Genomic DNA, 24,922 nt, shown 5'->3' on the forward strand with positions numbered 1-24,922 from the left:
GCAATGGGGCGAGCGTCGAAAGGTATTTGGACCAAGAAAAAGCCAGCGGGTCAGTGCTTTCGGTGGGGCGCGGTGGTTGCGGCGAGGGACAGCAGGAGACCTGCGACCGTTGCAATCATGCCTGCGGCAGATACGGCCGAGGTTCCGCCGAACAACAAGGGGCCGTAGCCAGCCAGGAGGTATCCGAGGATGGCGGAGAGGGCAGCGCAGGCTTGGGACCATAAAACCTGCGCAAACAGGGAATTGGTCATGAGGCGGGCTGTTGCGGGGGGGCAGATGAACATGGCGATCACGATGATCGAGCCGATGGCATCGAAGGCTGCGACAGCTGCAAGCGCCGCGCAGATCACCAGTCCCAAGGAAATGGTTGCGACAGGCAGGCCTACGCTGTGGGCGAAAGGTTCGTCGAAGGTCGCGATGGTGAGCGGGCGCCAGACCAGTGCCAGCAGGAGAGCGAGCGTTGCAAAGGTTGCGATCATACGTGGCAGTTCCGGCGGAAGCGTGGCCAGCGCGTCGGGGTCGTGCCATGCCCCTGGCGTCAGCCCATCCAGCCAGATCAGGCTTTCGAGGTTGCCGTAAAGCGCGTGTTCCACATCGAGATGGACCGAGGCGGTGTTGGTTTGTTCCAGCAGCAAGACACCACAGGCAAACATGGTGGTGAAGACCACGCCCATCGCGGCGCCGGGTTCGATCCGGCCAATGCGGCGGATGGCTTCGATCAGGAGCACGGCGCAAAGGGCGGCTCCGGCAGCGCCGATCATCATGGGGATGGCCCCGAGCGTGCCGGTGATCAGAAAGGCCACCACAATGCCGGGCAGGACCGTGTGGGAGATCGCGTCTCCGATCAGGCTTTGCCGGCGCAGCAGGAGAAAGTTTCCCGGCAGTGCGCAGGCCATCGCCGCAAAGCAGCCGATCAGCATCGGCGGGAGGGACAGGGCAATGAATTCCGTCACGGGGTTGACCTTGAGCGGCGGCGGATGGCGGTGGCGATGGCGCCGCGGGCGGGGCCGAAAGTCATGCTGAGCAGAAAGAGCGCAAAGGCGCAAAGCACGATAATAGGGCCTGTTGGCAGATCGGGGGCTGCGGCCGAGAGTGCTGCCCCCGTGTAGCCGGACAGCCCGCCGAAAGCGGCGGCGACGGCGGTCATGCGGTCGGCGCGGTCGGTCCAGAAGCGGGCGGCAGCGGGCGGCATGATCAACATGGCGACAATCAGGATCAGCCCGGTGATTTTCAGCCCTGTCACGGTGATCGCCAAGACCAGCGCCAAAAGGGCGAGATCGTAGCGGGCTACGTTGAGGCCGCGCTGGGCGGCATAACCTTCGTCGAAAGAGATCAGCCAAAGCGGACGGCGCAGCGTAATTGCGGCAAGCAGGGTCAGGGCGGCCCCCGTGGCGATGACCTGCGCATCGCTGCGCAGCATACCTGCGGTGGCCCCGAGAAGGATGCTTTCAAGGCCGGCCTGTTGGCCGCTGTCCATGGTCTGGATCACGGTCAGCAACGTGATGCCCGCCCCGAAGAACACCGATAAAACGGCGCCAATCGCCGCATCCTGTGGCAGGCGGGTGTTCCGGGTCAGCCAGGTGACGACCCAGACCCCGGCCGCCGCAGACAGCGCGCTGCCTGTCATCAGGCCAATCAGATTGCGGCCAGTGCCGCCAAGGGCCACCATGACAATAAAGGCAAGCGCCACACCGGGTAGGGTGGCGTGGCTGATCGCATCCGCAACCAAAGCCCGCTTGCGCAGATAAAGAAAGGTCCCCACTGTTCCGGCAGCAAGGCCAAGCATGGCGGCCCCCAGCGCCACAAGCGTTGCATTGTACCCCAATTGCAGGGTCAGCGCGTCGATCAGCATGGGGCTATGCCATTGCGGGCAGGCGCCCGTCGTAGGTTTCAGCCAGATGTGCCTTGGTGAAGGTGGTGGCGGTCGGACCCTGTGCCACGGTCTGCCGGTTCAACAGGCAGATGTGAGAATAATACGCCTCGACTGTGGACAGGTCGTGATGGACGCAGAGAATGGTTTTGCCCGCGTCGCGCAAGCCGTGCAGGACGCCGATGATCGCTGCTTCTGTTGCGGCATCAACCCCGGCAAAGGGTTCGTCGAGCAGATAAAGGTCGGCCCTTTGCGCGAGGGCACGGGCCAGAAAGACCCGCTGTTGCTGCCCGCCGGACAGCTGGCCGATTTGCCGGTCGGCCAGATCCTGCATGCCGACACGCTCCAGGCAGGACATCACGGCCTCTCGGTGTCGCGCCCGCATCCGCCGCAAAAGGCCGAGGTCACGGTACAGCCCCATTGCGGTCGCATCAAAGACCGTGGTGGGGAAATCCCAATCCACCGAGGCACGCTGCGGGACATAGGCAATGCGGTCACGTTGGCGGGGCAGCGGGGTGCCCCATGCCAGGACCTCGCCGGAGAGTGGGCGGATCAGGCCGAGCGCCGCCTTCAAAAGGGTGCTTTTGCCCGCGCCGTTCGGACCGATGATGGCCATCATGCTGCCGTCTGGCACCTCCAGTCCGGCAGAGCGCAGCACGGGCGCCGCGTTATAGGCCACAGTCAGGTTGCGCACCATGAGGGGCGCGGGGCGATGCGTCATATATTACAAGCCCGCCGACAGTTTGCCCAACCGCCCCGAGGCAGGGGCCTCGCCGCCCAGAGCGCGGGTGATCGTGGTGGCGTTATGATCCACCATGCCCAGCCATGTGCCTTCGTAGGTGCCCGGCTGCCCCATGGCATCCGAGTAAAGCTCGCCCCCGATCTGGACGCGGTGGCCACGGGCGGCGGCCCCTTCGATCAGGGCGCGCACATTGCGATCGGACACGGAGCTTTCGACAAAGACCGCACTGATCTCGCGATTGACCAGCGTGTCGACCAGTTCACGGATGCGGGCCAGACCGGCCTCGGATTCCGTGGAAATGCCCTGAATGCCCAGCACATCGAACCCGTAGGCGCGGCCGAAATAGGCGAATGCGTCATGCGCGGTCACCAGAACGCGGGACTGCTCGGGCACCGTTGCCAGAGTTTCGCGCGCATAGCTTTCAGCAGCCTGCGCCTCGGCGATGTAGGCCTCCGCATTGGCGCGCAGTTGGTCGGCGGCCTCCGGGCGCAGATCGATAATTGCATCGCGGGTGGCGGTGATCGCGTGGGTCCACAGGGCGGGGACCATCCAGATATGGGGGTCGGGGCGTCCTTCGTAGATGGTGTTGTAAATCACATCATCGGTCGGCACGGCCTCGGCCACGGCGGTGATCGGGCGCTGGGACGACAGTTTGTCGAACAGTTCGACAAGCTGTGCCTCAAGGTAATGGCCGTTGCGCAAAATCAGATCAGAGCGGCTGAGCGTGACAATATCGGTCCGGGTTTGCCGGTAGCTGTGCGGATCGACACCGGGACCCATCAGCGCCTGCACCTGCGCCAGATCACCAGCCACATTGCGTGCGGTGTCGGCGATCATCCCGGTGGTGGCTGTCACGGACAGCGGCGCATCCGCAGCCTGCGTCGCTGCCGGCAGGGCGGCAAAGGCTGTCAGGGTCGTCATCAACTGTCGGCGGTTCAGGCGCATGAGTGATCTCCTTTGAGAAATGAATATGCGAGCCATTCGCAACTTGTCAACGTTTTTGAGAATTATTCGCAACTAACGCGCGGCCGCATCTGTTTACAGCACAAAACGCAGGCGCTATGGGCTGAATAACACGAAAAAGGGTTGGTCATGACGGCAAAGCGCGGTGTTCTGTATATTGCATGGGGCAAGGCTCATGTGGACGTGGCCCGCCGGTCGGCGGCCAGCGTCAAGGCGTCCAATCCAGACCTGGGCACCGCGATCTGGTGCAATGCGGATGACGACACCAGCGGGTTCGACCATGGCTTTGCCATTCCTGACGGTTTGGCGCGGCCCAAGGTGGATCTGCTGCCTGATACGCCGTTCGAGGAAACGCTCTACCTCGACAACGATACCATCGTGCGCGACGATCTGGGCAGCCTGTTCGATCTGCTGCAAAAGTTCGAGATCTGCGGCGCCCATGTGGCCCTGTGGCACAGGCCCCGTCACAACAAGACGTGGCGCACGCAGGTGCCCGATGCCTTCCCCGAGATCAACTGTGGCGTGTTGTTGTATCGACGCTCTGACCGGGTGTTCGATTTTTTCCGCAGCTGGAGCCGTGCCTTTGTCGAGGCAGGGTTCAAGGTGGATCAGGTGACCTTCCGTGAACTTCTGTGGGAAAGCGACATCCAGTTTTATGTCTTCCCGCCGCAATTCAACAAGCGCGTCTTCGAGGCCTCAGAACTGATCTATTCGGATTTGCCAAAGGCGCGTATCTTTCACCTCGAACTGTTGCGCCCGCAAAAGAACCGGCTGATGCGCTGGTTGTCTGACCGGGTTCGCTAAGTGACCTGACGGCCCGCTTGCGTCCATGGGGCGGGCGTGACACCGTGCAGGCCGCTTTTGCGCGACGTTTCTGGAGGCTCTGACATGCAGGAGACCACTGTGACCAATCAAACTGACACCGCTTCGGGCAGCGTGACCGAGGGGGGGCTGCTGCCTCAGGTTCATGAGCCGCGCAATCCGGGCATGCCTTTGGATATGGACTGGGTGCGCGCGGCGCGGGCCAACCGGTCGGCCATTGAACGCCGTGCGGCGACACTGCCCGGACGGCGGTCCCTGAAAAAGGACTATCAGGCGGCGTGGCTTGCGCGGGCGATCACCTGCATTGATCTGACGACTTTGGCCGGGGATGACACGGTGGGCCGCGTTGAACGCCTGTGTGCCAAGGCCAAGGCCCCCGTGCGCGCCGACCTGCTAGAGGCCATCGGCCTGCCGGGTCTGACCACGGGCGCGGTCTGCGTCTATCACGACATGATTGCCCCTGCGGTCAAGGCGCTGGATGGCACGGGCATTCCTGTGGCGGCGGTGTCCACGGGCTTTCCGGCGGGTCTGTCGCCCATGCATCTGCGGGTGGCCGAGATCGAGGAAAGCGTCAAGGACGGGGCCGAGGAGATCGACATTGTGATCTCGCGCCGCAAGGTGCTGACCGGCGATTGGCAGGGGCTCTATGACGAGATGGCGGCCTTTCGCGCGGCCTGTGGGGAAGCCCACGTCAAAGCCATTCTGGCCACCGGAGAGCTGGGCACATTGCAAAACGTGGCCCGCGCGTCGCTGGTTTGCATGATGGCGGGCGCGGATTTCATCAAGACCTCGACCGGCAAGGAAAGCGTCAATGCCACGCTGCCGGTGTCGCTGGTCATGATGCGGGCGATCCGCGAATATTACGAGCGCACCGGTGTGCGCGTGGGTTACAAACCCGCAGGCGGTATTTCCAAGGCAAAAGACGCACTGGTGTATCTGTCGCTGGTCAAGGAAGAGCTGGGCGACCGCTGGTTGCGCCCCGATCTGTTCCGCTTTGGCGCATCCTCGCTGCTCGGTGATATCGAGCGGCAGTTGGAGCACCACGTGACCGGCGCCTATTCCGTTGGCTGGCGTCATGCGTTGGCCTGACGGCATGGCAGTGGGCTGCGATCAACGGGGCTCTGCGTCATGATTGGGATGAGCCCGGAATGGTCGCTGGCCATGGTGTTCGTTTTCGCGATCACGCTGGCCAGCGGTTGGCAGCGGTCGCGGATACGCCGTGCGGTGCGCAACCTGTCCACTGCCGAGCAGCGCGAGCTGGGCGAGGCACCGGATTATGCGCCGCCCACGGGCACAGCGCTGACGCCGGAGCTTGCCACCTATGCTGCGTTGCACCGGCGGGTGCGCTGGATCGTGCGCGGCGTCTGGGCATTGGCCTTTGTCTGGCTGGCCTATGTGGTTTGGCTGATTGTCGGCGGCGCGTGATGAATGTGGGTCCGCGCGGGCGGGCCAAGGATGGATATGGCGCTTTGGGTTGCGGACAACGCAAAGCGCCGGTGAAGCGGTGACACGGGTCGCTGTGACACGGATGATCGAGGGAGGCTCGATATGAGCGTGAAAGAGATTTTCGAAAGCATGGACTACGGACCCGCCCCCGAGGCCGCTGGCGATGCGCTGGCATGGATCGTCGACCGCGGTGCGCGGTTTGGCCATTTTATCAACGGCAGCTTCACGGATGCGGGCGACGGGTTCGAGACGAAGAACCCCGCCACGGGCGAGGTGCTGGCTACGCTGACCCAAGCCTCGCAAGAGGATGTGGATGCGGCTGTGGCTGCGGCCCGTGCCGCGCAGCCCGCTTGGGAAAGCTTGGGCGGCAAGGGGCGCGCGCGGCACCTGTATGCGATTGCGCGCCTGCTGCAAAAACATGCCCGCCTGTTTGCGGTTCTTGAAACGCTCGACAACGGCAAGCCGATCCGTGAGGCGCGCGACATCGACGTGCCCTTGGCGCAGCGGCATTTCTACTACCACGCGGGTCTGGCCCAGTTGGTGGGCAGCGAATTGCCCGACCGCCGCGCGCTGGGCGTCTGCGGTCAGGTCATCCCTTGGAATTTCCCGCTGCTGATGCTGGCGTGGAAGGTCGCGCCGGCTTTGGCGATGGGCAACACCGTGGTTCTGAAGCCTGCGGAATGGACGTCGCTGACGGCGCTGTGTTTTGCTGATCTGTGCCAGCAGGCGGGGCTCCCCGATGGCGTGGTCAACATCGTGACAGGCGATGGAGCGGTGGGCGAGATGGTGGTGCGCTCTGACGTGGACAAGGTCGCCTTTACCGGCTCCACCGAGGTGGGCCGCAAGATCCGCGAAGCAACCGCAGGCCGGGATATCGCCCTGTCGCTGGAACTGGGCGGGAAATCCCCGTTCATCGTCTTCGAGGACGCCGATATCGACAGCGCGGTCGAAGGCGTCGTGGATGCGATCTGGTTCAACGGCGGGCAGGTCTGCTGCGCTGGCAGCCGTCTGTTGGTTCAAGAGGGCATTGCGGATGTGTTCCACGCCCGCCTGAAGGCGCGGATGGCCAATCTGCGCGTGGGTGATCCTTTGGACAAATGCATCGACGTGGGGGCCATTGTGGACCCGGCGCAAAAGGCGCGGATTGCGCAGCTTGTGGATGGCAGCGGGGGCGAGGTCTATCGCGCCTGCACCGCACCGGATGGCTGTTTCTACCCGCCGACTCTGATCTCGGGCCTGTCGTCGGCGGATCCGCTGATGCAGGAAGAAATCTTTGGCCCCGTGCTGGTGTCGACAACCTTCCGCACCCCGTCCGAGGCGGTGCAATTGGCCAATGACACCCGCTATGGGCTTGCGGCCTCTGTCTGGTCGGAAAACCTGAACACCGCGCTGGATATCGCGCCGAAGCTGGCGGCAGGCGTTGTCTGGGTCAATGGCACCAATATGTTCGACGCGGCTGCAGGCTTTGGCGGCGTCCGCGAAAGTGGCTTTGGTCGCGAAGGCGGCTGGGAAGGTGCGCGCGCCTACACGCGCCCCGTGGCGACGCTGGGCCCGCGCGAAAAGGTCAGCGGTTTCACCGGTGCTTCGGTCGAGCCGCTGGCGGTGGATCGCACGGCCAAGATGTACATCGGCGGCAAACAGGTGCGTCCCGATGGTGGCTATGCCAAAGCGGTTTATGCCGCTGACGGGACGTTGATCGCTCAGGCGCCGATCGCCAACCGCAAAGACCTGCGCAACGCGGTCGAGGCGGCGCGCGGTGCCGGCGGCTGGGCCGCTGCCACAGCGCACAACCGCGCGCAGGTGTTGTATTACATTGCCGAGAACCTGTCGGCGCGCGCTGGTGAATTTGCCGCGCTGATTGACCGCCAGACCGGTGGCGATACAGGCAAGGCCGAGGTCGAGGCGGCCGTGGATCGCCTGTTCAGCTACGCCGCCTGGGCTGACAAGTTCGAAGGCGCGGTCAAACCGGTGCCCGCCCGCGCTGTGGCGATGGCGTTGCACGAACCCTGCGGTGTCATCGGGGCGCTCTGTTCCGATGATGCGCCGCTGCTTGGCTTTGTGTCCGCCATGGCCCCGATTATCGCCATGGGCAACCGCGCCGTTCTGGTGGCGTCAGAGCCGTTCCCGCTTGCGGCGTTGGAGTTCATGCAAGTGCTGGAAACATCGGACGTGCCTGCGGGTGTGGTCAACATCCTGACCGGATCGCACAGCGAGCTGGGCGCGACCTTGGCCACGCATATGGGCATCGACGCGGTCTGGAGCTTCTCCTCCACCGAGCTTGCCGAGACGATCGAGGCGGGCGCGGCCAATGTGTTGAAGCGGACATGGGTGCCCTCCGGTGCCATCGACTGGATGGGCGACGATGCCGAGGGTCGCGTGTTCCTGGAGGCTGCGACCGAAGTCAAAACGGTCTGGGTGCCCTATGGCGCGTGATCACAAAAGGTCGGGGGACACCCCCGACCTACACCACGTCCCGCATGGGGCGAGGCAAACGGCCGGAGTTTGACGTTCACATATTGACGCCGGCGACGTTTGTGATCACAAGGCGGCATGCAAGCATTTCCCAAACCAGATCCCGGCGCCTCTGCCCATGATCGCGTCTATCGCGGTCTGCGCACCCGTATCATGCATGGTCAAATCCCGCCCGGTCATGCGCTGACCCTGCGCGGTATTGGCAAGGATTATGAGTGCTCGATGACGCCCGCACGCGAGGCGGTGAACCGTCTGGTGGCCGAAGGCGCGCTGTCTATGTCGGCATCGGGGCGTGTGGCCACGCCCGAGCTGTCGAACGAACGGATCGAGGAGCTTGCAGCCCTGCGGTCGCTTCTGGAGGTCGAGCTGGCCTCTCGCGCGTTGCCAAGGGCGCATATGGCGCTGATCGAACGGCTGCAGGCGATCAATTCCAACATTTCCGATGTGGTGTCGAACCGCGATGCGGTGGGCTACATCCGCACCAATCTGGAGTTTCACCGCACCCTGTATCTTCGGGCGCAGGCACCGGCGATTCTGGCCATGTGTGAAACCGTCTGGCTGCAGCTTGGGCCCACCATGCGGGCGCTGTACGGGCGGCTTCGACGGACCGAAGCGCCGCAATATCACCGTTTGATCATTGCCGCGTTGAAGGCCGGGGATGAACCCGGCCTGCGTTTGGCGGTGCGCTCGGATGTAACGCAGGGGTTGCGGATGATTGCAGACCGGGGCTAGCGTCAGCTGGCGCTGGCGGCGGCCAATGCGCTGTCCATCAGTTTCTTGATATCGGCAGAACGCGTGCCCGCAACGATGCGGCCCAGTTCCTTGTCACCTTGTAGCACGATCAGGGTCGAGCGGCGCGGCACTTTCAGCTCCGTGGTCAGGGCGCTTTTGCGATAGGCGTCCCAATCCACCCGCACAAAGGTGATCTTTTGGTCGTAGGCCGGGTTTCCGGCGCGCAGATCGTTGATGACACGTTCCTGCGCGGCGCATGTGCTGCACCAATCCGCCGCAAAATCGAGAAACACAACCTCGCCCTTGGCAAGGCGGTCTTTGACCAGTCCGGGTGTGTAATTGACCGCGGCCTGTGCGGAAAACGGGGCGATGGCGCAGGCGGCGGCGGTTGTCAGAAAACGTCTACGGTTCATAAAGAGGTTCCTTCACAAGGAGCGGTTACAGAGAAACGGAGAGGTCGATCAGCCATGCGGGGAGCGTGCGAATGGCCCAGGCTTCGATGATATGGTGGATGTTGAAGAACAGCCCCAGACCGACAAGGATGAAAGCGGCGCCCAGCACCGGTCGCCCCCGCACCGCAAGGGCACGCAGTTGGGCGTTGTATCTGCCGACCGCACCGCGCGTCCCATAGGCCAGACCGAGGATCAGGGTCGAGACACCAGCGGCAAAACCCAGCATGATCAGCGTGACCAGCCCGAGGCTTTCGCCCTGAGAGGCCAGCGCAATGGCACCGCCAAGGGTGGGACCGATGCAGGGGCTCCAAACCGCGCCCAGCAGCAGCCCTCCGGCGAATTGCCCGCCCAGCCCGTTGCGGTCGATCTGGTCCATCTGCATATCGGCGCGGGCAGACAGCCCCGCCGTGGCCCCGGCCAGCATGGCACCGGCGCGCGGTGTCAGCAGCGCCAAGCCGAACAGCACCATCAGCACCGCGCCCGCTTTGGCGACCATGTCGATGTCCAGACCGATCAGATGGCCGAAGGCGGTGATTCCGACGCCGAGCGTCACAAAAGACAGCGACAGCCCCGCCGCCATGGCCACCGGCCCCAAGCGATGCGCCTGAAGCGCGCTTGCGATGACAATGGGCAGAACCGGCACAACGCAGGGATTGATGAGGGTCAGAAGGCCAGCGCCATATGCGAGTAATATATCCATACCGCTATGTGTGCCGCGAAGCGATTGACCTGTCACCTGACAATGACTGACGCGCGGTCACAGGCGCGTCAGCCGATGTTTCAGATCTGATTATTTCAGATGCTCTTCGAAAAAGGCGATGGTGCGCGACCACGCCAATTCGGCCATTTCCTCGTCATAGCGGGGGGTCGAATCATTGTGGAAGCCATGGTTGGCGTTGGGATAAATATGCGCCGTGTAGGTCTTGTTGTTGGCCTTCAGCGCGGCCTCATACTCTGGCCAGCCTGCATTGATGCGTTCATCCAGCTCACCGTATTGCAGCAGCAACGGCGCCTGAATGCGCGGCACGTCCTCGGCTGCGGCCTGGCGACCGTAGAAGGGCACAGAGGCGCCCAGTTCGGGATAGGCCACCGCAAGCGCGTTACACACGCCGCCACCGTAGCAGAAGCCGACGCAGCCGACCTTGTCCGTTGTGTCGTCGTGGGCAGCCAGCCATTCGTAGGCGGCAAAGAAGTCGTTCATCAGCTTTTCGCCATCCACGGTCTGCTGCAGCTCGCGGCCTTCGGCGTCGTTGCCGGGGTAGCCGCCGACCGAGCTGAGACCATCAGGGGCCAGCGCGATAAACCCGGCTTTGGCCACACGGCGGGCGACATCCTCGATGTAGGGGTTCAGACCACGGTTTTCGTGAATCACCACGACCGACGGCACCGGCCCTTCGACATTGGCGGGGCGGACCATGTAGCCGCGCACCTCGCCATGGCCGTTGGGCGAGGGGTAGGTGACATATTCTGCGATGATGTCGGGGTCGTTAAAGCTGACCTGTTCGGCCAGCGCATAGTTGGGCGACAGCATGTTCAGCAGCGCCGCAGCGGTCAGGCCACCGACGGCAAAGCGTGCGGCACCGTCCAGAAATTCACGCTTGGTGATCTTGCCGTGCGCGTAAAAGTCATAAAGCTCCAATAGATCTTGGTCGAAATCAGCGGCCGTCATACGACGGGGCGGTGTCTGATCGTTCATAGCAGTCTCCCTGTGTGGCCGCGCGTTCATGCGCGACTCTGTTCAGGGTACGAAAGAAAATCGACAAAAGATCAACAAGAGCGCGTGAGGACCGTCGACTTCACACGTATGTGATGTCGACGACCAGAAATTTACTCTCCCGCAGCGCGGCTTTCCCAGCGCAGCCCCTGCGCGGTGCGGTTTCCAAAGCCGGTCCAGTAGCTGTGATCTGCGGTGGGGGTGTCGTCCTCCATGGACCAGACCCCATCGGCGGCGCGTTCGATCAGGTCGAGATAGCGCGCTTTGTCCGCGTCGCCTTTGACGTGCAGGTCCATAAAGGCCGTGGCGAAATGCTGGGCGACGTTGTTCATCCGCGTCGTGTCCCAGACCGCATCGGCGTAATGTTCAAACGGGGCCCAGCCCAGCTTGTCCGACACGGCGAAGCTGTTGGCGGGGGCGGGCATGGGGGCGGCGGCATTGTGGTTGGCCGCCTCAAACGTCAGCAGGTGGCGGTCCGTGCCCGTGGTCTCTGCAAAGATGTCGCGCATATGCGCGTAGCTGGACACATCGTCGACGCCACCTGCCATGATCATCAGCGGCTTTTCGATTGCGGCAAGGCCGTCGGCGTCCCAGAAATCACGGTTGCGACCCCACGGGCCAATGGCGATCACCGCCTTGACGCGCGGATCGACAAGCTGCGCGAGGCTGTCGGACCCGCTTGCGTGCTGCGCCAACAAATCGGCGGGGGGGACAAAGGCCTCTGGCTCCGTGCGGGTGGTGGCCGCCTCGGACAGACCGCCACCGGCAAAGATCAGCGCGCCGTATCCGCCCATCGAGTAGCCGATCACGCCGGTGTTGTCGGTATCGGTGATGGCGCCGATCTCGTCATCCAGTGCGGCCATGCTGTCGATGACAAAGCGTTGATCCAGCGGGCGATTCACCAGCGTCGACCCAAAGGCCGCCTGATCCGAATATGTGCTGTCGGTGTGGTCGACCGAAACGGTGACATAGCCCTTGGAGGCCAGATTTTCGCCCAGATGGCTCATCAGGAAACGGTTGCCCGGATAGCCGTGCGAGATCAGGATCATGGGAAATCGGCCCTCGGCGGGGGCGGCGTCGCGGGCGGCACGCCCTGTGAGGGTGACAGCGGTTTCCCCGTCCCGCAGCACGGTTTCATAGGTGGTGCCGGGCGTGGTGTCAGCGGCTGCGGGATACCAGATCTCGACAGGCAGCGGGCGGTCATAGGTGACCAGCCCGTCGCGGGAGTTCAGCACATCCGCGCGGCCCTGATCGGTGAAGGTCATTGACCGGACGCCCACCGGCATATCGCCATAGGCTGCCAGCTCTGGCGCGTCGGGGCGGATCACGTCAATCGGGTTCTCTGCCAGTGCGGCGGTTCCCAAGACCGATCCGGCGATCACTCCGGTCAGGATTTTTGTGTAAGATGTCATGCGCAACCTCCCATTGCATTACTTGAGCGGAGGTTACGCCTTCTTTGTAAAAGGTAAATGCAACTGTGACCTTGCAGCGGTTACGCTGCGAGGCCGCGAGAGCCCATGTCGATGTATTTCTTCCGCCGCTTGGCAATCAGATCCTTGCGAGAGGTGCCGTCAAGCTCTGACAGCATGACGGTGATGGCTTTGCCTACGCTGTCCATGGTGTGGTTGCGGTCGCGGTGCGCCCCGCCACGGGGTTCGGTGATGATGCGGTCGCAGACACCCAATGTGTGCAGGTCCTGCGCGGTCAGACGCAGCGCTTCGGCGGCTTCGCGCATGCGACCCCCGTCTTTCCACAGGATCGAGGCGCAGCCCTCGGGCGAGATCACCGAGTAGACCGAATGTTCCAGCATCGCGACACGGTTCGCCGTGGCAAAAGCCACCGCCCCGCCAGAACCGCCCTCGCCAATCACCACGGACACCAAAGGCACGCCGATCTGCAGGCATTTCTCGGTGGAGCGGGCAATGGCTTCGGACTGGCCGCGTTCCTCGGCACCCTTGCCGGGGTAGGCACCGGGGGTGTCGATCAGCGTCACCACCGGCAGGCCGAAACGGTCGGCCATGTCCATCAGGCGCACGGCCTTGCGGTAGCCTTCGGGGCGGGCCATGCCAAAGTTATGGGTGATCCGCGATTGGGTGTCGCTGCCCTTTTCGTGACCGATGACAACAACCGGCTGGTCGTTGAAGCGCGCGGTGCCGCCCATGACGGCATCGTCATCGGCAAAGTTCCGGTCGCCCGCCAGCGGCATGTATTCGGTGAACAGCGCGTCGATGTAGTCGCGGCAATGGGGGCGTTCAGGATGGCGGGCCACCTGCGTTTTGCGCCACGGGCTAAGCTTGCCATAGAGATCCGTCAGCAGGGCATCGGCCTTGCGGTCCAGTGCCTTGGCCTCGGCTTCGATATCCATTTCGGCATTGCCCCGCGCCATGGCACGCAGCTCTTCTGCCTTGCCTTCGATCTCTGCCAGAGGCTTTTCGAAATCGAGGTAATGGGTCATGGCTTGTTCTCCGCAGGGTCTTTGCTCGTTGCGGTGCTATATGGCCTGCGCGCGCGGCAGTTGCAACAATCCAGCTTGGCGTAACGGCAAGCGCTGGCCGATGCGCGGGTCACAGGCCAACCAGCACCGGCAGCATCGCCGCCACCAGCAGTGCGGCCATCGTGCGGTTGAACCACATCAACCGGTGCGGGTCAGCCAGCCAGCGCCGTATGCCGGTGCCAAAGGTCGTCCATGTGGCGGCGGACACCAGGCCGATTGTCAGAAAGGTTGCCGCGATAAACAAGATCCCGCCGAGATCGCGTGACGGCGCATAAAGCGTGATCGCCCCAAGCGCCATGGACCATGCCTTGGGGTTGACCCATTGGAACGCGGCCGCCTGCAAAAAGGTCAGGGGGCGGGCGTGGGCGTCGGCCTGTTTGATCTGCCCGGCCGTGGCAATCTTCCACGCGAGATAGAGCATGTAGATCAGCGCGGCGGCTTTGAGTGCGGTGTAGAGCGGGGGCCATGCCTCGAAGACGCGCATAATACCCAGTCCCACGGGCACCGTCATCAGGGGGAAGCCTAGGGCGACACCGGACAGATGGGGCAGGCTGCGACGCAGGCCGAAATTCGCGCCGGAGGCCACCAACATCAGATTGTTGGGGCCGGGGGTGAACAGGGTCGCGGCAGCGAACCCCAGCAGAGCGGTGAAAAGATCAAGTGTCATGTGGTGATACTGGTGCGTCAAGGGCTGTGAATTGTTGCGTTTGGCGGCGTAAGCGTGTGAGTATTGCAATCAATGACGGATCTGGACAGCATAGACCGCAAGATATTGCGCGCGCTCAAGCGCGACGGGCGGCTGTCCAATCTGGCGCTGGCGCAAGAGGTGGGGCTGTCGCCCTCGGCGTGTTTGCGTCGGGTGCAGGCGTTGGAGACCGCCGGGGTGATCACCGGCTATCGCGCCACCGTGTCGGCGGAAAAGCTCGGCGCGGGTTTTGTGGCCTATCTGTCCGTCGGATTGAACCAGCATACGCGGAATTCGCAGAAGGCGTTTGAGCAGGCCATGACCGCCGCGCCGCAGGTGGTGGAATGTCACAACATCACCGGCGCTGTGGAATATCTGCTGCGGGTGGAGGTGGCGGATCTTGCGGCGTACAAGCATTTCCACACTGAGATCCTGGGGGCTTTGCCGCAGGTGGACAGGTTGACCACCTATGTGGTGATGGGGTCGCCCAAAGACGAGCGGCGGTAGGGGCGCTGCCCCGTCGCAGCAAGCTGCGACTCCCCGAGGTATTTGTCCAAGGAAAAGCGAAAACGCGCGCCGTATCAGGGCGCGCGTTCTGCGAAGGTCAGGTTCCGGCGATCAGATCGGACTGTTTCACGATGACCTCGGCCTGTTTCATCGAGGCGATGTCGATCAGCTTGCCTTTGTAGGTGGTGGCGCCTTCGCCGCGGGCCTTGGCGGCTTCCATTGCCTCGAGAATGGCGCGTGCGTCTGCGATGGCCTCGTCCGTGGGGGTGAAGACCTCGTTTGCCAGAGCGATCTGTTTGGGGTGGATCGCCCATTTGCCGACCATGCCCAGCGTGGCAGAGCGCAAGGCCTGAGCACGGTAGCCGTCATCGTCGGAGAAGTCGCCAAAGGGGCCGTCCACCGGCAGCACGCCGTGGGTGCGGCAGGCGGCGACGATGGCCGTCTGGGCCCAATGCCACGGATCGGACCAGTGCTTCTGGCCGTCGCGCAGCATGTAGTAGTTTTCCTGCGTGCCACCGATGCCGGTGGTGGCCATGCCCATGGAGGCGGCGAAATCGGCGGCGCCGAGGCTCATAGCCTCCATCCGGGGGGAGGCGGCGGCGATTTCCTCGACGTGGGCGATTCCGGCGGCGGATTCGATGATCACCTCGAAGCGGATCGGCTTTGTGCGGGCTTTGGCGCGTTCGATGGCGGTCACAAGGGCGTCGACGGCATAGATGTCGGCAGCGCAGCCCACTTTGGGAATCATGATCCGGTCGATGCGGTCACCGGCCTGTTCCAGAATGTCCACCACGTCGCGGTACCACCATGTCGTGTCGAGACCGTTGATGCGCACGGACAGGCATTTGTTGCCCCAGTCGATGTCGTTGATCGCCTGAATGGCATTGCTGCGGGCGCTGTCTTTGTCCGAGGGGGCGACAGAATCCTCGAGATCGATGTTGATGACGTCGGCGGCGGAGCTGGCCATTTTCTCAAACAGCGCAGTGCGGGAGGCGGGCCCGAACAGTTGGCACCGGTTGGGAACGGCGGGTGAGGGGGGCTGTAGGCGGAAAGACATGGCTGCGCGCTCCGTCGGGTAATGAAGTTGCGATTGTATTGCGATGATTGATATTTAATTACCCATTGCTGCGCAAGCAAAATGCGCAGCGCGCGACTGCAGCATGGTCGCAGGCCGTTGCGCGGGATTCTTCGGCCAAGTGCGCCTTTTGTCGATGAATCTTGCGCATTGCGTGGTTGCGTTGCGGTCTTTCGTATTTTCTTCGCAGGGAAATGACCCACAGTCAGAGGAAAGAGACAGACACGCTGACCCATATCGGAGGCCCCCATGATCCAGACCCCGTACCTGTTGTTCCTCGGTGATGCGCCGGACCCCTTGGCCGCCAAGGTGGCGCAAGGCATCCGCGACTGGCGTCCCGACAATTGCGTCGGCCAATTCCGTATGGACGGCTGCAAGGCGGATATGAAAATCGCCGATATGACGCTGGAAGAGGCCAAGGCCGCCGGGGCCAAGACGCTGGTGATCGGCGTCGCCAACCGGGGTGGGGTGATTTCCCAAGCCTGGAAAAAGGTGCTGGTTCAGGCGCTGGAAGAGGGCTTTGATCTGGCGTCGGGCCTGCACAACCTATTGCGCGACGAGCCTGATCTGGTGGCTGTGGCCGAGGCCTGTGGCCGGACGCTGCATGATGTGCGGGTGCCCGTGGTCGACTATCCGATCGCCGATGGTGTGAAGCGCAAGGGCAAGCGCGTGCTGGCCATCGGTACGGATTGTTCCGTGGGCAAGATGTACACCGCGCTCGCGCTGGATAAGGCGATGCGCGACAAGGGCATGAAAAGCACCTTTCGGGCGACCGGCCAGACCGGCATTCTGATCACCGGTGACGGTGTGCCGCTGGATGCTGTGATCGCTGACTTTATGGCGGGCTCTGTTGAATGGCTGACGCCTGACAACGATGAGGACCATTGGGACATTATCGAAGGTCAGGGCAGCCTGTTCCACGTGTCTTATTCCGGTGTGACGCTGGCCCTTGTGCATGGTGGGCAACCCGATGCGCTGATCCTGTGCCATGAGCCCACGCGCAGCCATATGCGTGGTCTGCCGGGGTATGCCTTGCCCAGCCTCGAGGATGTGCGCGACATGGGGTTGGCGCTGGCCAAGGTGGCCAACCCGAATTGCCGTGTCGTCGGTGTTTCGATCAATACGCAGCACATGGGTGAGCAGGAGGCCAAGACCTACTGCGCCGATGTCGAAGCCAAGTTGGGCCTGCCCTGTGTCGACCCCTTCCGACATGGTGCGGACCGTCTGGCCGACGCTTTGGCCGCGTATTGACCGGAGCGGGGGCGGCGGCATCAGCTGGCCGCCCCCGACAGTGGCGCCTTGCCTTTCAGGGCGTTAGAACACCCCAGACACAGGGAGCAGGGCAATGATCGAAGTGACACGGGACGTTTTCCGTTTGGCGCAGGCGTTTACGATTTCGCGCGGCACGCGGACGGAGGCCAAGGTGCTGACCGTGACTGTCACGCGCGACGGCGTCACCGGACAGGGCGAATGTGTGCCTTATGCGCGCTATGATGAGACGCTTGATAGTGTGACCGAGCAGATCCTTGGGCTTCCGTCGTCGATTTCGCGGGCACAGTTGCAGGCGGCCTTGCCAGCCGGCGCGGCGCGCAACGCGGTGGACTGCGCCCTGTGGGATCTGGAAGCGAAAGCCGCTGGCAAACCGGCGTGGGAGCTTGCCGGACTGGATGCGCCAAAGCCGGAGATCACGGCTTATACCTTGTCGCTCGACACGCCGGAGAACATGCGCATTGCGGCGCAGGAGAATGCGCACCGCCCGATGCTGAAGATCAAACTGGGCACCCCCGATGACATGCCCCGGCTGGAGGCGGTGCGCGCCGGTGCCCCCGATGCGCGGATCATCGTTGACGCAAACGAAGGGTGGTCGGCGCAGGTCTATGCGGATCTGTGTCCGCATTTGCTGCGCCTCGGGGTGGCGATGGTGGAACAGCCTTTGCCCGCAGGTGATGACGAGGCATTGCGCGGAATGGAGCGGCCTGTGCCGCTGTGTGCCGACGAATCCTGTCATGACAGATCCTCGCTGCCCAAGCTCAAGGGCAAGTATGACATGGTCAACATCAAGCTCGACAAGACCGGCGGGCTGACAGAGGCGCTTGCGCTTCGGGCGCAGGCGCGCGCCGAAGGGTATCAGGTTATGGTCGGTTGCATGGTGGGATCGTCCTTGGCGATGGCACCGGCGGTGCTGTTGGCCCAAGGGGCAGAGGTCACCGATCTGGACGGGCCGCTTTTGTTGGCCGAAGACCGCGCCACACCGCTGACCTTTGACGCCGCCGGGGTGCACCCTGCGCAGCCTGCGTTGTGGGGATGACCCCGCGACATGAGCTTTGCGCTTGAAATACGCGCACGGCCCCCGCTAGATCACGGCAAACCTGCTGAAACACGCTGATAGAAAGATCCGCCCATGACCCGCACCGTTTACGTCAACGGAGACTACCTGCCCGAAACCGAAGCCAAGGTTTCGATCTTTGACCGCGCCTTTTTGATGGGCGATGGCGTCTATGAGGTGACCAGTGTTCTGGGCGGAAAACTGATTGATTTCGCAGGCCATGCCAAGCGTTTGCAGCGATCCTTGGACGAGCTGGACATGCCCGCCCCCTGCACCATGGACGAGCTGCTGGAGATCCACCGCGAGCTGGTCAAGATCAACGAGATCGACGAGGGCATGGTCTATCTGCAGGTGACCCGTGGCGCGCCGGATGACCGCGATTTCGTCTTCCCCGATCCCGAAACGGTCAAGCCGACGCTGGTTTTGTTCACCCAAAGCAAGCCGGGTCTGGCGGACAGCCCTGCCGCCAAAAAGGGCATCAAGGTCATTTCCATCGAAGACGTCCGTTGGGGCCGCCGTGACATCAAGACAGTCCAGCTTTTGTATCCGTCGATGGGCAAGATGATGGCCAAGAAGGCCGGTGCCGATGACGCGTGGATGGTCGAGGATGGCTTTGTCACCGAAGGTACCTCGAACAACGCCTATTTCATCAAGGGCAACAAGATCGTCACCCGCGCCCTGTCCAACGACATTCTGCACGGGATCACCCGCGCGGCCGTTTTGCGCTTTGCCCGCGAGGCGCAGATGGAGGTCGAGGAACGCAATTTCACCATCGAAGAAGCGCAGCAGGCCGACGAGGCATTTATCACCTCTGCCTCGACCTTTGTGATGCCGGTGGTCGAGATCGACGGTGTCAGCCTTGGCGGCGGCACTCCGGGGCCACGCGCGGCGCGGTTGCGTGAAATCTATCTCGATGAAAGCCGCAAGGCCGCGATCTGAGGGCTGAGGGATGCGCGATCTCTTCGCCATCCTTGCGATCATTCTGGCGGTGGTGTCGCTGGGTCTGTTCAAGGTGCCCAATGAAAACGCCCTGCTGGAATCCGGGTTGCGTGCGGAGGCGCGCGCAGCCCTGAGCCAAACCCGCCACCCGATTGATGTGGTGGCAACAGGCCGTGTGCTGACGGCGACGGGCCGGGTCGAGACCGAAGAGGCGCGGCGCGATATTCTGTCGACCCTCGCTGCGCTGGAGGGTGTCGAGGGGGTCGAGGATGCGCTGACCCTGCTGCCCGAAATCTCTCCCTTTGTGTTGACGCTGACACGTTCCGATGCAGGCGTGCTGTCCGAAGGGCATAGCCCCGATGCAGCACTGGCACAGGCGTTGATGGCGCCGGATCTGGCCGTTGCCTCCGGTGCGCCCGACGGGTTCGATACCGTGGCCCTAATGGTGGCAGAGATCCTGCCCGACATGCTGGATGGCACGGCCGAGCTGCGCGATCAGACGGTGACGCTGCAGGGGCAGGTGCATCTTCCCGAGGAATTGCAGGCCATCAGGGCCGCAATGGACAGCTTGCCCGAAGGGTTTTCTGCGACGGTTGAGGTCACCGCGCTGGATGATGGGCGGCCTTATGGCATGCTGGTGACGCGTGATCCGCTGCTGGGGTTGGAGGTTCGCGGGAAGGTTCCGCCTGATTTTGATGCCAAAGCGCTTGCCTCCCTTGGGGCGGCACAGTTGATGCGTCTGGATTATGCGCCCTTGCCCTTGGATCAACCGGGGTTTTTGCAAGCGTTGGACGCGGCTTTGCCGGTGTTCGCACAGATCGACGAGGGTAGCCTGACGGTGGCCCCGGATGCGGTCACATTGACCGGCGGCCCTGTCGCGCCCGAGGTCATTCGCGCCGCGCGCGAGATGGTCTTGCCGGTCGGTTTCGCGCGTCATCTGGCACTGGTGCCCGAAGATGACGGTGCGCCGCTGTCGCTTGCGCTGGCGTGGGACGGTGCTGAATTGCATGCGACGGGACGGGTGCCACGCGACTTTGCCCTGCCTGACATCACGGAACAGGTGACGGAGGACTTCGCCCGCAGCCCTTACCCGGATCTTGCGGATTGGGACGCGCCCCTGGCCGCAGGGGTGGCGGCGCTGCTGCGGCTCGATCAGGGCAGGTTGCTATTGTCCGGCGACGGACTGGAGATCACGGGAACGGCAGCGGACCCGGGCGCGCGGGCGCTGGCCCGGCGGGCGCTGGGCGAGGCGGGTCGCTTGGACGCGGACTTGCAAGACGATGGCCGTCCTGCCGCTTTTCGGCTGGTCTATGATGCGGGGGCAGGGGGTTCGGTGTCGGGTAAATTGCCTGCGGATCTGACGACAGACGCGCTGGCCGAGGCCTTGGGCATTGACGCGCTTCGGGGGGAGCCGCACATTGCCCCGTCCGGGCGCGGGCAGGCTGTGCTGCGCGATTTGACCGGCCTTCAGCCTTGGCTAATCTATCTCGACCGGCTGACGGTCGAGGCCACGGCCGAGGGGCACCAGATTGTTGCAGAGGTGGTGCCGGGACTGCCGGTAGACACGTTGCGCACAGCGATGCGCGTGGTCCCGCGCTCCGTTGATCTGCGCGCGGCTGCGCCGCCAGCGGCGGGGACGCGTCGGATGCATGGCGTGCTGGACCAGCCACAGATTTTCACGGCTGGCCATTGGCTGCCAGAGCAGTCTATCGCATTGAATGCCGAGGGCTGCGCCACAGCGATTGCGGACACGGCTGACATTCCATTCGCGGCGGGGCGGTTCACGCTGGGCGTTGATGCGCATTGGCCGCTCGCCGCCCTGGCGGCGGTGGTGCGCGGCTGCACGCGCTTTGCTGGTCTGTCACTGGAGATCGAGGTGGAGGCCGCAAGCGCGACCATCCCCGAGCTGAACGGACAAGTGGCGCGGCGTCGCGCGGATGCCTTGCGCTTAGCCTTGGGCGCGCGTGGTGTCGACGCTGCTGCCATCACGGCCAAGGGTGTGGCGGGCGCTAGCGATCAGATCACCTACCGCTGGCGCTAAGCCTGCTTGCGGATGTGGTTGGCGGCGTGCTGCCCCGCCCAAAGGCCTGTGGCCATGCTGGCAGTCAACAGATAGCCCCCCGTCGGCGCGTCCCAGTCCAGCATCTCGCCCGCGCAAAAGACCCCCGGCTTTGACCGCAGCATCAGCCCCGCATCCAGCGCATCAAACGGGACACCCCCGGCGGTGGAAATCGCCTCGTCCATCGGGCGAGGGCCATTATGGCGCAGCGGCATAGCCTTGAGCGTGCGGGCCAAGGCGCGCGGCTCTGTTGGCAGCGGTCGGGCCATTTCCATCAACAAGGCCTGCGTGGCGGGGGACAGTTTGACCAGCTTGCGCAGGTGGTTGGACAGGCTCTGCTTGCTGCGCGGTTTTGACAGGCGCTGGCACAGCTTGTCCTCGTCCAGATCGGGCAGCAGATCGACTGTCAGTGCGGCATCTTCACGTACGGCGGGGATGACCGGATACAGCCCGCCGCCCTCAAGACCACGGGCGGAAATGATCGCCTCGCCCCGATTGCGCAGGCCGCCTGCGTGGAAGGTCACGTTTTTCAGCGGTGCCCCGAAATGGGGGCGCATATGCGGCGACCAGTCGACCAGAAGGCCAACATTCGACGGCTGGAACGGCGAAAGCGCGATCCCCTCCGCCCGCAGGGTTTGCGCCCACAGCCCGTCTGACCCCAACCGTGCCCAGCTTGCGCCGCCCATGGCCAGAACAGTCGCCTGTGGCGTCAAGTGTTGCGGCCCCTCAGGTGTTTCAAAGCGCAGCCCCGCGTCAGACCAGCCGGTCCAGCGCCAGCGCAGCCGACGCTCCAGCCCCATCGCGTCGAGCCGCGCCAGCCATGCACGCAACAAAGGAGAGCCTTTCATCGCTTCCGGGAACAGCCGTCCGGTGGAGCCGGTGAAACAGGGCTGGCCCAGACCCTCGGCCCAGGCGCGGACCTGTTCTGGGCCAAACTGGTCCAGCATGGGGCGCAGATGATCGTGCGCCGCGCCAAACTGGGCGCAGAACGCGTCGTGGTTCTCGATCTTTGTCAGGTTCAGGCCGGATTTTCCCGCCATCAGGAGTTTGCGCGCAAGGGAGGGTTTGGCCTCGGCCAACAGGGTCGGGATGCCTTGGGACAAAAGCGCCTCTGCCGCCATCAGACCAGCGGGGCCGCCGCCGATGATGACTGCGCTCACTCCGGGGCCTTTCGCAATTCCACAACGCGGTGCGGGTAGGGGATTTCGATGTTGTTGTCGCGCAGGGCATTCCAGATCAGAAAGCCCACATCGGACGAGTATTTGTGCTGCCCGTCGTCGATGCCGTTGACCCAGAATTCGACGGCGAAATCGACGCCGGAGTCGCCAAAGCCGCGCAATTCACAATCCGGCGGAAAGGGGTCGTCCAGCACGCCGGGGTGCTGGGCCACGGCCTTTTCGATAATATCGGGCACCAGATTGATGTCCGTGTTGTAGGACACCGAAAAGGGGACCTCGTAGCGGTTCGAGCTGCCCTGGTCGGAATAGTTGATCACGCGGGTGGTGATGAAATCCTCGTTCGGGACAACGATCCAGCGGCCATCAAAGCTTTCGAGGATCATGGCGCGGGCCGTGGTCTGGACGATGGTGCCTGCCATGCCGTTGTCGAGCTCCACATAATCGCCCACCGTGGCCTGCCCTTCGAGCAGCAGGATGATGCCCGAGATATAGTTCGACGCGATCTTTTGCAGACCGAAGCCAAGACCCACACCGATGGCACCGCCCAGAACCGCGAGAGAGGTGAGCGGGATGCCCACAATGTTCATCAGCAGCAGGAAGGCGATGCCATAGATGCCCAGCTCTGCCGCTTTGACGGCAAGCTGGCGGGTGGCGGGGCGCATGTCCTCTTGTTTATGAATGTAGCTGCCGGTCTGGTCGTTGGACCAACGGCCCAACCAGAACAGGATCGAGCCTGCGATCACGCCACGGATAATCGCCATCACGGTGAATTCGATATTTCCCAGCGCGATGGTCATCTGGTTAAGCTGCGCCGTCGCCAGATCCAGCAGCCCCAGCGTATACAGCGCCATGACCGGCAGCAGGATAAAGCGCCCCAGCGTTTTCAGGAAACCGTCGGTGATGATCTCGGACACCAGAATGCGCGCGGCCAGCAGCAAAAACACCCGTTTGCCAAAGGCGATCACGGCGCCAGAGCCGAACAGCGCGCGGGTAAATCCCTCGCCGGCCGCAGTAAACGCAAAGGCGAGAAGCGGCAGCATCAGCGGCACAAAGATTAGAACAAAGCGGCGCAGGGTCGCAAGGATCGAGCGACGGTCCGGCTCGGGGGTCAACACGCGTTCCAGCACGGGCCGCAGTTTGCGCGTCAGAAGCAGGGCGGCCACAAAGGCCAGCACCAGAAGACCGAATTGCGACCATGCGGCGGGCGACAACAGCCAGCCCTTGGCAATGTCCCAGCCCTGAATGGCATAGCCAACCGTGGTCTGGACGATTTGCGGTTGTCCGGAAAGATCGAAATTCATTGGTCTATGTCCTGCAAAACCCTGACAGAGGTTTGCCCAAGCCGCTCTGGGGATACAAGGTCAGGCTTTTCAAAAAGCCGCTTGGCCACGGGGTTTGACGGGGATCGGTGCGAAATTCACGCGGAGCGATCCCGCTGTTTACTGCAAAAGTGGATCAAGCGGCCTGCGCTGAGGGTGTCAGACCATCTTGTCATGCCCGCCATGGCTAACAACACGTCCAGTTTGCAGTATGACTGGTGTTCGATGGGGGGGGCACCGTCGGGATATAGCGTTGCGTGATGGCGGACCGATGTTCTGCACCGAGAAATGCAAAGGGCTGTTGGTGCCAGTCCCGGACGGCCGCGTTACCGCTCAGCTGGGCATGGGCGAGACCGGGGGCGATGCCAGCACCGCCGCGGGATGGGATCCGCGTCCGAACGGGGTAGGGAGAGACGACTTCCCCGATGACGTCTGTGGCTACTGTCCGAACCACATGCACGGGATGAGCCGTCGTGTGTGTGAAGTTTTCGTGTCTATGACCGAACTAGAAACCTACCCTGCTCAAGGAAATGGAGGCCGGTCGTTTCCGGTCGCTGGGGCTTGGCCCTGAGGGGAGCCTCTACGCCGCGATAGATGAGGGCCAGATCCAAAAGCTAACCCCGTGAACGGTTTGTATTATGGTGGCGGAGGACTTCGGTCCGCTGCCACAGGACGATATTGTGGCCTTTCCTGTGCGCGCCACGATATCTGGGCTGCCGGCGATCTGGCACATCAAAATCCGCGCCGAAAGCAGGGCGTGTTTGGCTGCTCACGATTAGATTTTGTAGAATTTCGAATTAATTTTCAGTAGCTTGAGATATCTTTGGCGGGCGGCGTAAAGAAAAAACACCGTCTTGCGCAGAAAACTTCAAAAAAGCGCTTGCGACTCGATTGGGGTATCCGTAAAAGCCCCTTCACCGGCGGCGCTGAGGTGCTGGCGGGGCGCTGGACGGGCCGTGGTGGTTCGGACGGCGGGACGGAAAATCGAGGCAAGGTTGGGCGGGCGCGCCGTAAGTTTAGGGCGCAACTGTTTGGTTTTGTTTTCACGTTATTTGACATCGCGAGTATCTGAAGAGATATGTGGGCGGCGCTGGTCCGATCGATGGATCAACCCTCGCATATCGACC

At 63.2% G+C, this 24,922-nt stretch carries 23 protein-coding genes and 1 pseudogene; 11 read left to right on the forward strand and 13 right to left on the reverse strand.

The window, feature by feature from the left end:
• Positions 1-50: 50 nt before the first annotated feature.
• From ACN5AZ_RS13680 to ACN5AZ_RS13695, 4 genes and pseudogenes are all read right to left on the reverse strand, one after another.
• The gene (locus ACN5AZ_RS13680; RefSeq protein WP_419429478.1) at positions 51-920 is read right to left on the reverse strand and encodes a metal ABC transporter permease; all 870 of its coding nucleotides are present in this window, start codon (positions 918-920) and stop codon (positions 51-53) included.
• A gap of 53 nt (positions 921-973) precedes the next feature.
• A pseudogene (locus tag ACN5AZ_RS13685) lies at positions 974-1,852 on the reverse strand (metal ABC transporter permease); the annotation flags it as partial.
• 4 nt (positions 1,853-1,856) lie between these two features.
• Entirely contained in the window at positions 1,857-2,591 is a 735-nt protein-coding gene (locus tag ACN5AZ_RS13690) for a metal ABC transporter ATP-binding protein (protein WP_419429441.1), read from the reverse strand.
• A gap of 3 nt (positions 2,592-2,594) precedes the next feature.
• Positions 2,595-3,557 (reverse strand): metal ABC transporter solute-binding protein, Zn/Mn family, encoded by a 963-nt coding sequence (locus ACN5AZ_RS13695; RefSeq protein WP_419429442.1) that lies wholly within the window; start codon positions 3,555-3,557, stop codon positions 2,595-2,597.
• A gap of 147 nt (positions 3,558-3,704) precedes the next feature.
• Here ACN5AZ_RS13695 and ACN5AZ_RS13700 point away from each other — a divergent pair, with 147 nt between their 5' ends.
• From ACN5AZ_RS13700 to ACN5AZ_RS13720, 5 genes are all read left to right on the forward strand, one after another.
• Positions 3,705-4,379 (forward strand): hypothetical protein, encoded by a 675-nt coding sequence (locus ACN5AZ_RS13700; protein WP_419429443.1) that lies wholly within the window; start codon positions 3,705-3,707, stop codon positions 4,377-4,379.
• A gap of 99 nt (positions 4,380-4,478) precedes the next feature.
• Positions 4,479-5,486 carry a deoxyribose-phosphate aldolase gene (gene deoC / locus ACN5AZ_RS13705; RefSeq protein WP_419429444.1) on the forward strand — a complete coding sequence of 336 codons (1,008 nt, stop codon included), beginning with the start codon at positions 4,479-4,481 and terminating at the stop codon, positions 5,484-5,486.
• A gap of 39 nt (positions 5,487-5,525) precedes the next feature.
• Positions 5,526-5,822 (forward strand): hypothetical protein, encoded by a 297-nt coding sequence (locus tag ACN5AZ_RS13710; RefSeq protein WP_419429445.1) that lies wholly within the window; start codon positions 5,526-5,528, stop codon positions 5,820-5,822.
• 123 nt (positions 5,823-5,945) lie between these two features.
• Positions 5,946-8,276, forward strand: a complete 2,331-nt coding sequence (locus tag ACN5AZ_RS13715; protein WP_419429446.1) for an aldehyde dehydrogenase family protein — start codon at positions 5,946-5,948, stop codon at positions 8,274-8,276.
• A gap of 117 nt (positions 8,277-8,393) precedes the next feature.
• Positions 8,394-9,047, forward strand: a complete 654-nt coding sequence (locus ACN5AZ_RS13720; protein WP_419429447.1) for a GntR family transcriptional regulator — start codon at positions 8,394-8,396, stop codon at positions 9,045-9,047.
• Between the two features lie 2 nt (positions 9,048-9,049).
• On the opposite strand, the gene ACN5AZ_RS13725 is transcribed toward ACN5AZ_RS13720, so the two are convergent.
• The 6 genes from ACN5AZ_RS13725 to ACN5AZ_RS13750 form a co-directional block, all read right to left on the reverse strand.
• A complete protein-coding gene (locus ACN5AZ_RS13725; RefSeq protein ID WP_419429448.1) occupies positions 9,050-9,460 on the reverse strand; it encodes a thioredoxin family protein in 411 nt (136 codons plus the stop codon).
• A gap of 25 nt (positions 9,461-9,485) precedes the next feature.
• Complete coding sequence (locus tag ACN5AZ_RS13730; RefSeq protein ID WP_419429449.1) at positions 9,486-10,199, reverse strand: cytochrome c biogenesis CcdA family protein; 714 nt, start codon at positions 10,197-10,199, stop codon at positions 9,486-9,488.
• Positions 10,200-10,289: 90 nt separating this feature from the next.
• The gene (yghX, locus tag ACN5AZ_RS13735) at positions 10,290-11,195 is read right to left on the reverse strand and encodes a YghX family hydrolase (protein ID WP_419429450.1); all 906 of its coding nucleotides are present in this window, start codon (positions 11,193-11,195) and stop codon (positions 10,290-10,292) included.
• A gap of 131 nt (positions 11,196-11,326) precedes the next feature.
• Positions 11,327-12,625, reverse strand: a complete 1,299-nt coding sequence (locus tag ACN5AZ_RS13740) for an alpha/beta hydrolase family protein (protein ID WP_419429451.1) — start codon at positions 12,623-12,625, stop codon at positions 11,327-11,329.
• A gap of 80 nt (positions 12,626-12,705) precedes the next feature.
• On the reverse strand, positions 12,706-13,668 hold the full coding sequence (locus ACN5AZ_RS13745) for an acetyl-CoA carboxylase carboxyltransferase subunit alpha (RefSeq protein ID WP_419429452.1): 963 nt from the start codon (positions 13,666-13,668) through the stop codon (positions 12,706-12,708).
• A 109-nt stretch (positions 13,669-13,777) separates the two neighbouring features.
• Positions 13,778-14,374, reverse strand: a complete 597-nt coding sequence (locus ACN5AZ_RS13750) for a LysE family translocator (protein WP_419429453.1) — start codon at positions 14,372-14,374, stop codon at positions 13,778-13,780.
• A gap of 72 nt (positions 14,375-14,446) precedes the next feature.
• Here ACN5AZ_RS13750 and ACN5AZ_RS13755 point away from each other — a divergent pair, with 72 nt between their 5' ends.
• Positions 14,447-14,899 carry an Lrp/AsnC family transcriptional regulator gene (locus tag ACN5AZ_RS13755; protein WP_419429454.1) on the forward strand — a complete coding sequence of 151 codons (453 nt, stop codon included), beginning with the start codon at positions 14,447-14,449 and terminating at the stop codon, positions 14,897-14,899.
• A gap of 97 nt (positions 14,900-14,996) precedes the next feature.
• On the opposite strand, the gene ACN5AZ_RS13760 is transcribed toward ACN5AZ_RS13755, so the two are convergent.
• Entirely contained in the window at positions 14,997-15,956 is a 960-nt protein-coding gene (locus ACN5AZ_RS13760) for an L-malyl-CoA/beta-methylmalyl-CoA lyase (RefSeq protein WP_419429455.1), read from the reverse strand.
• Positions 15,957-16,223: 267 nt separating this feature from the next.
• On the opposite strand from ACN5AZ_RS13760, the gene dgcN reads away from it, so the two are divergent.
• From dgcN to ACN5AZ_RS13780, 4 genes are all read left to right on the forward strand, one after another.
• On the forward strand, positions 16,224-17,225 hold the full coding sequence (gene dgcN / locus ACN5AZ_RS13765) for an N-acetyltransferase DgcN (protein ID WP_419429456.1): 1,002 nt from the start codon (positions 16,224-16,226) through the stop codon (positions 17,223-17,225).
• Between the two features lie 94 nt (positions 17,226-17,319).
• Positions 17,320-18,282, forward strand: a complete 963-nt coding sequence (gene dgcA, locus ACN5AZ_RS13770) for an N-acetyl-D-Glu racemase DgcA (protein ID WP_419429457.1) — start codon at positions 17,320-17,322, stop codon at positions 18,280-18,282.
• A 93-nt stretch (positions 18,283-18,375) separates the two neighbouring features.
• Positions 18,376-19,239, forward strand: coding sequence for a D-amino-acid transaminase (locus ACN5AZ_RS13775; RefSeq protein WP_419429458.1), 864 nt, complete (start codon positions 18,376-18,378; stop codon positions 19,237-19,239).
• A 10-nt stretch (positions 19,240-19,249) separates the two neighbouring features.
• A complete protein-coding gene (locus ACN5AZ_RS13780) occupies positions 19,250-21,280 on the forward strand; it encodes a hypothetical protein (protein ID WP_419429459.1) in 2,031 nt (676 codons plus the stop codon).
• Here ACN5AZ_RS13780 and ACN5AZ_RS13785 read toward each other — a convergent pair.
• Together ACN5AZ_RS13785 and ACN5AZ_RS13790 are read right to left on the reverse strand one after the other, a co-directional pair.
• Positions 21,277-22,458: a TIGR03862 family flavoprotein gene (locus tag ACN5AZ_RS13785; RefSeq protein WP_419429460.1), complete on the reverse strand. Its 1,182-nt coding sequence runs from the start codon at positions 22,456-22,458 to the stop codon at positions 21,277-21,279. The genes ACN5AZ_RS13780 and ACN5AZ_RS13785 overlap by 4 nt on opposite strands.
• Entirely contained in the window at positions 22,455-23,777 is a 1,323-nt protein-coding gene (locus tag ACN5AZ_RS13790) for a mechanosensitive ion channel family protein (RefSeq protein WP_419429461.1), read from the reverse strand. The genes ACN5AZ_RS13785 and ACN5AZ_RS13790 overlap by 4 nt, the downstream gene beginning before the upstream one ends.
• A gap of 841 nt (positions 23,778-24,618) precedes the next feature.
• On the opposite strand from ACN5AZ_RS13790, the gene ACN5AZ_RS13795 reads away from it, so the two are divergent.
• The gene (locus ACN5AZ_RS13795) at positions 24,619-24,867 is read left to right on the forward strand and encodes a hypothetical protein (RefSeq protein WP_419429462.1); all 249 of its coding nucleotides are present in this window, start codon (positions 24,619-24,621) and stop codon (positions 24,865-24,867) included.
• Positions 24,868-24,922 lie beyond the last annotated feature (55 nt).

The organism is Sagittula sp. SSi028, from assembly GCF_048553715.1.
In the GTDB taxonomy this organism is placed as follows: Bacteria; Pseudomonadota; Alphaproteobacteria; order Rhodobacterales; family Rhodobacteraceae; genus Sagittula.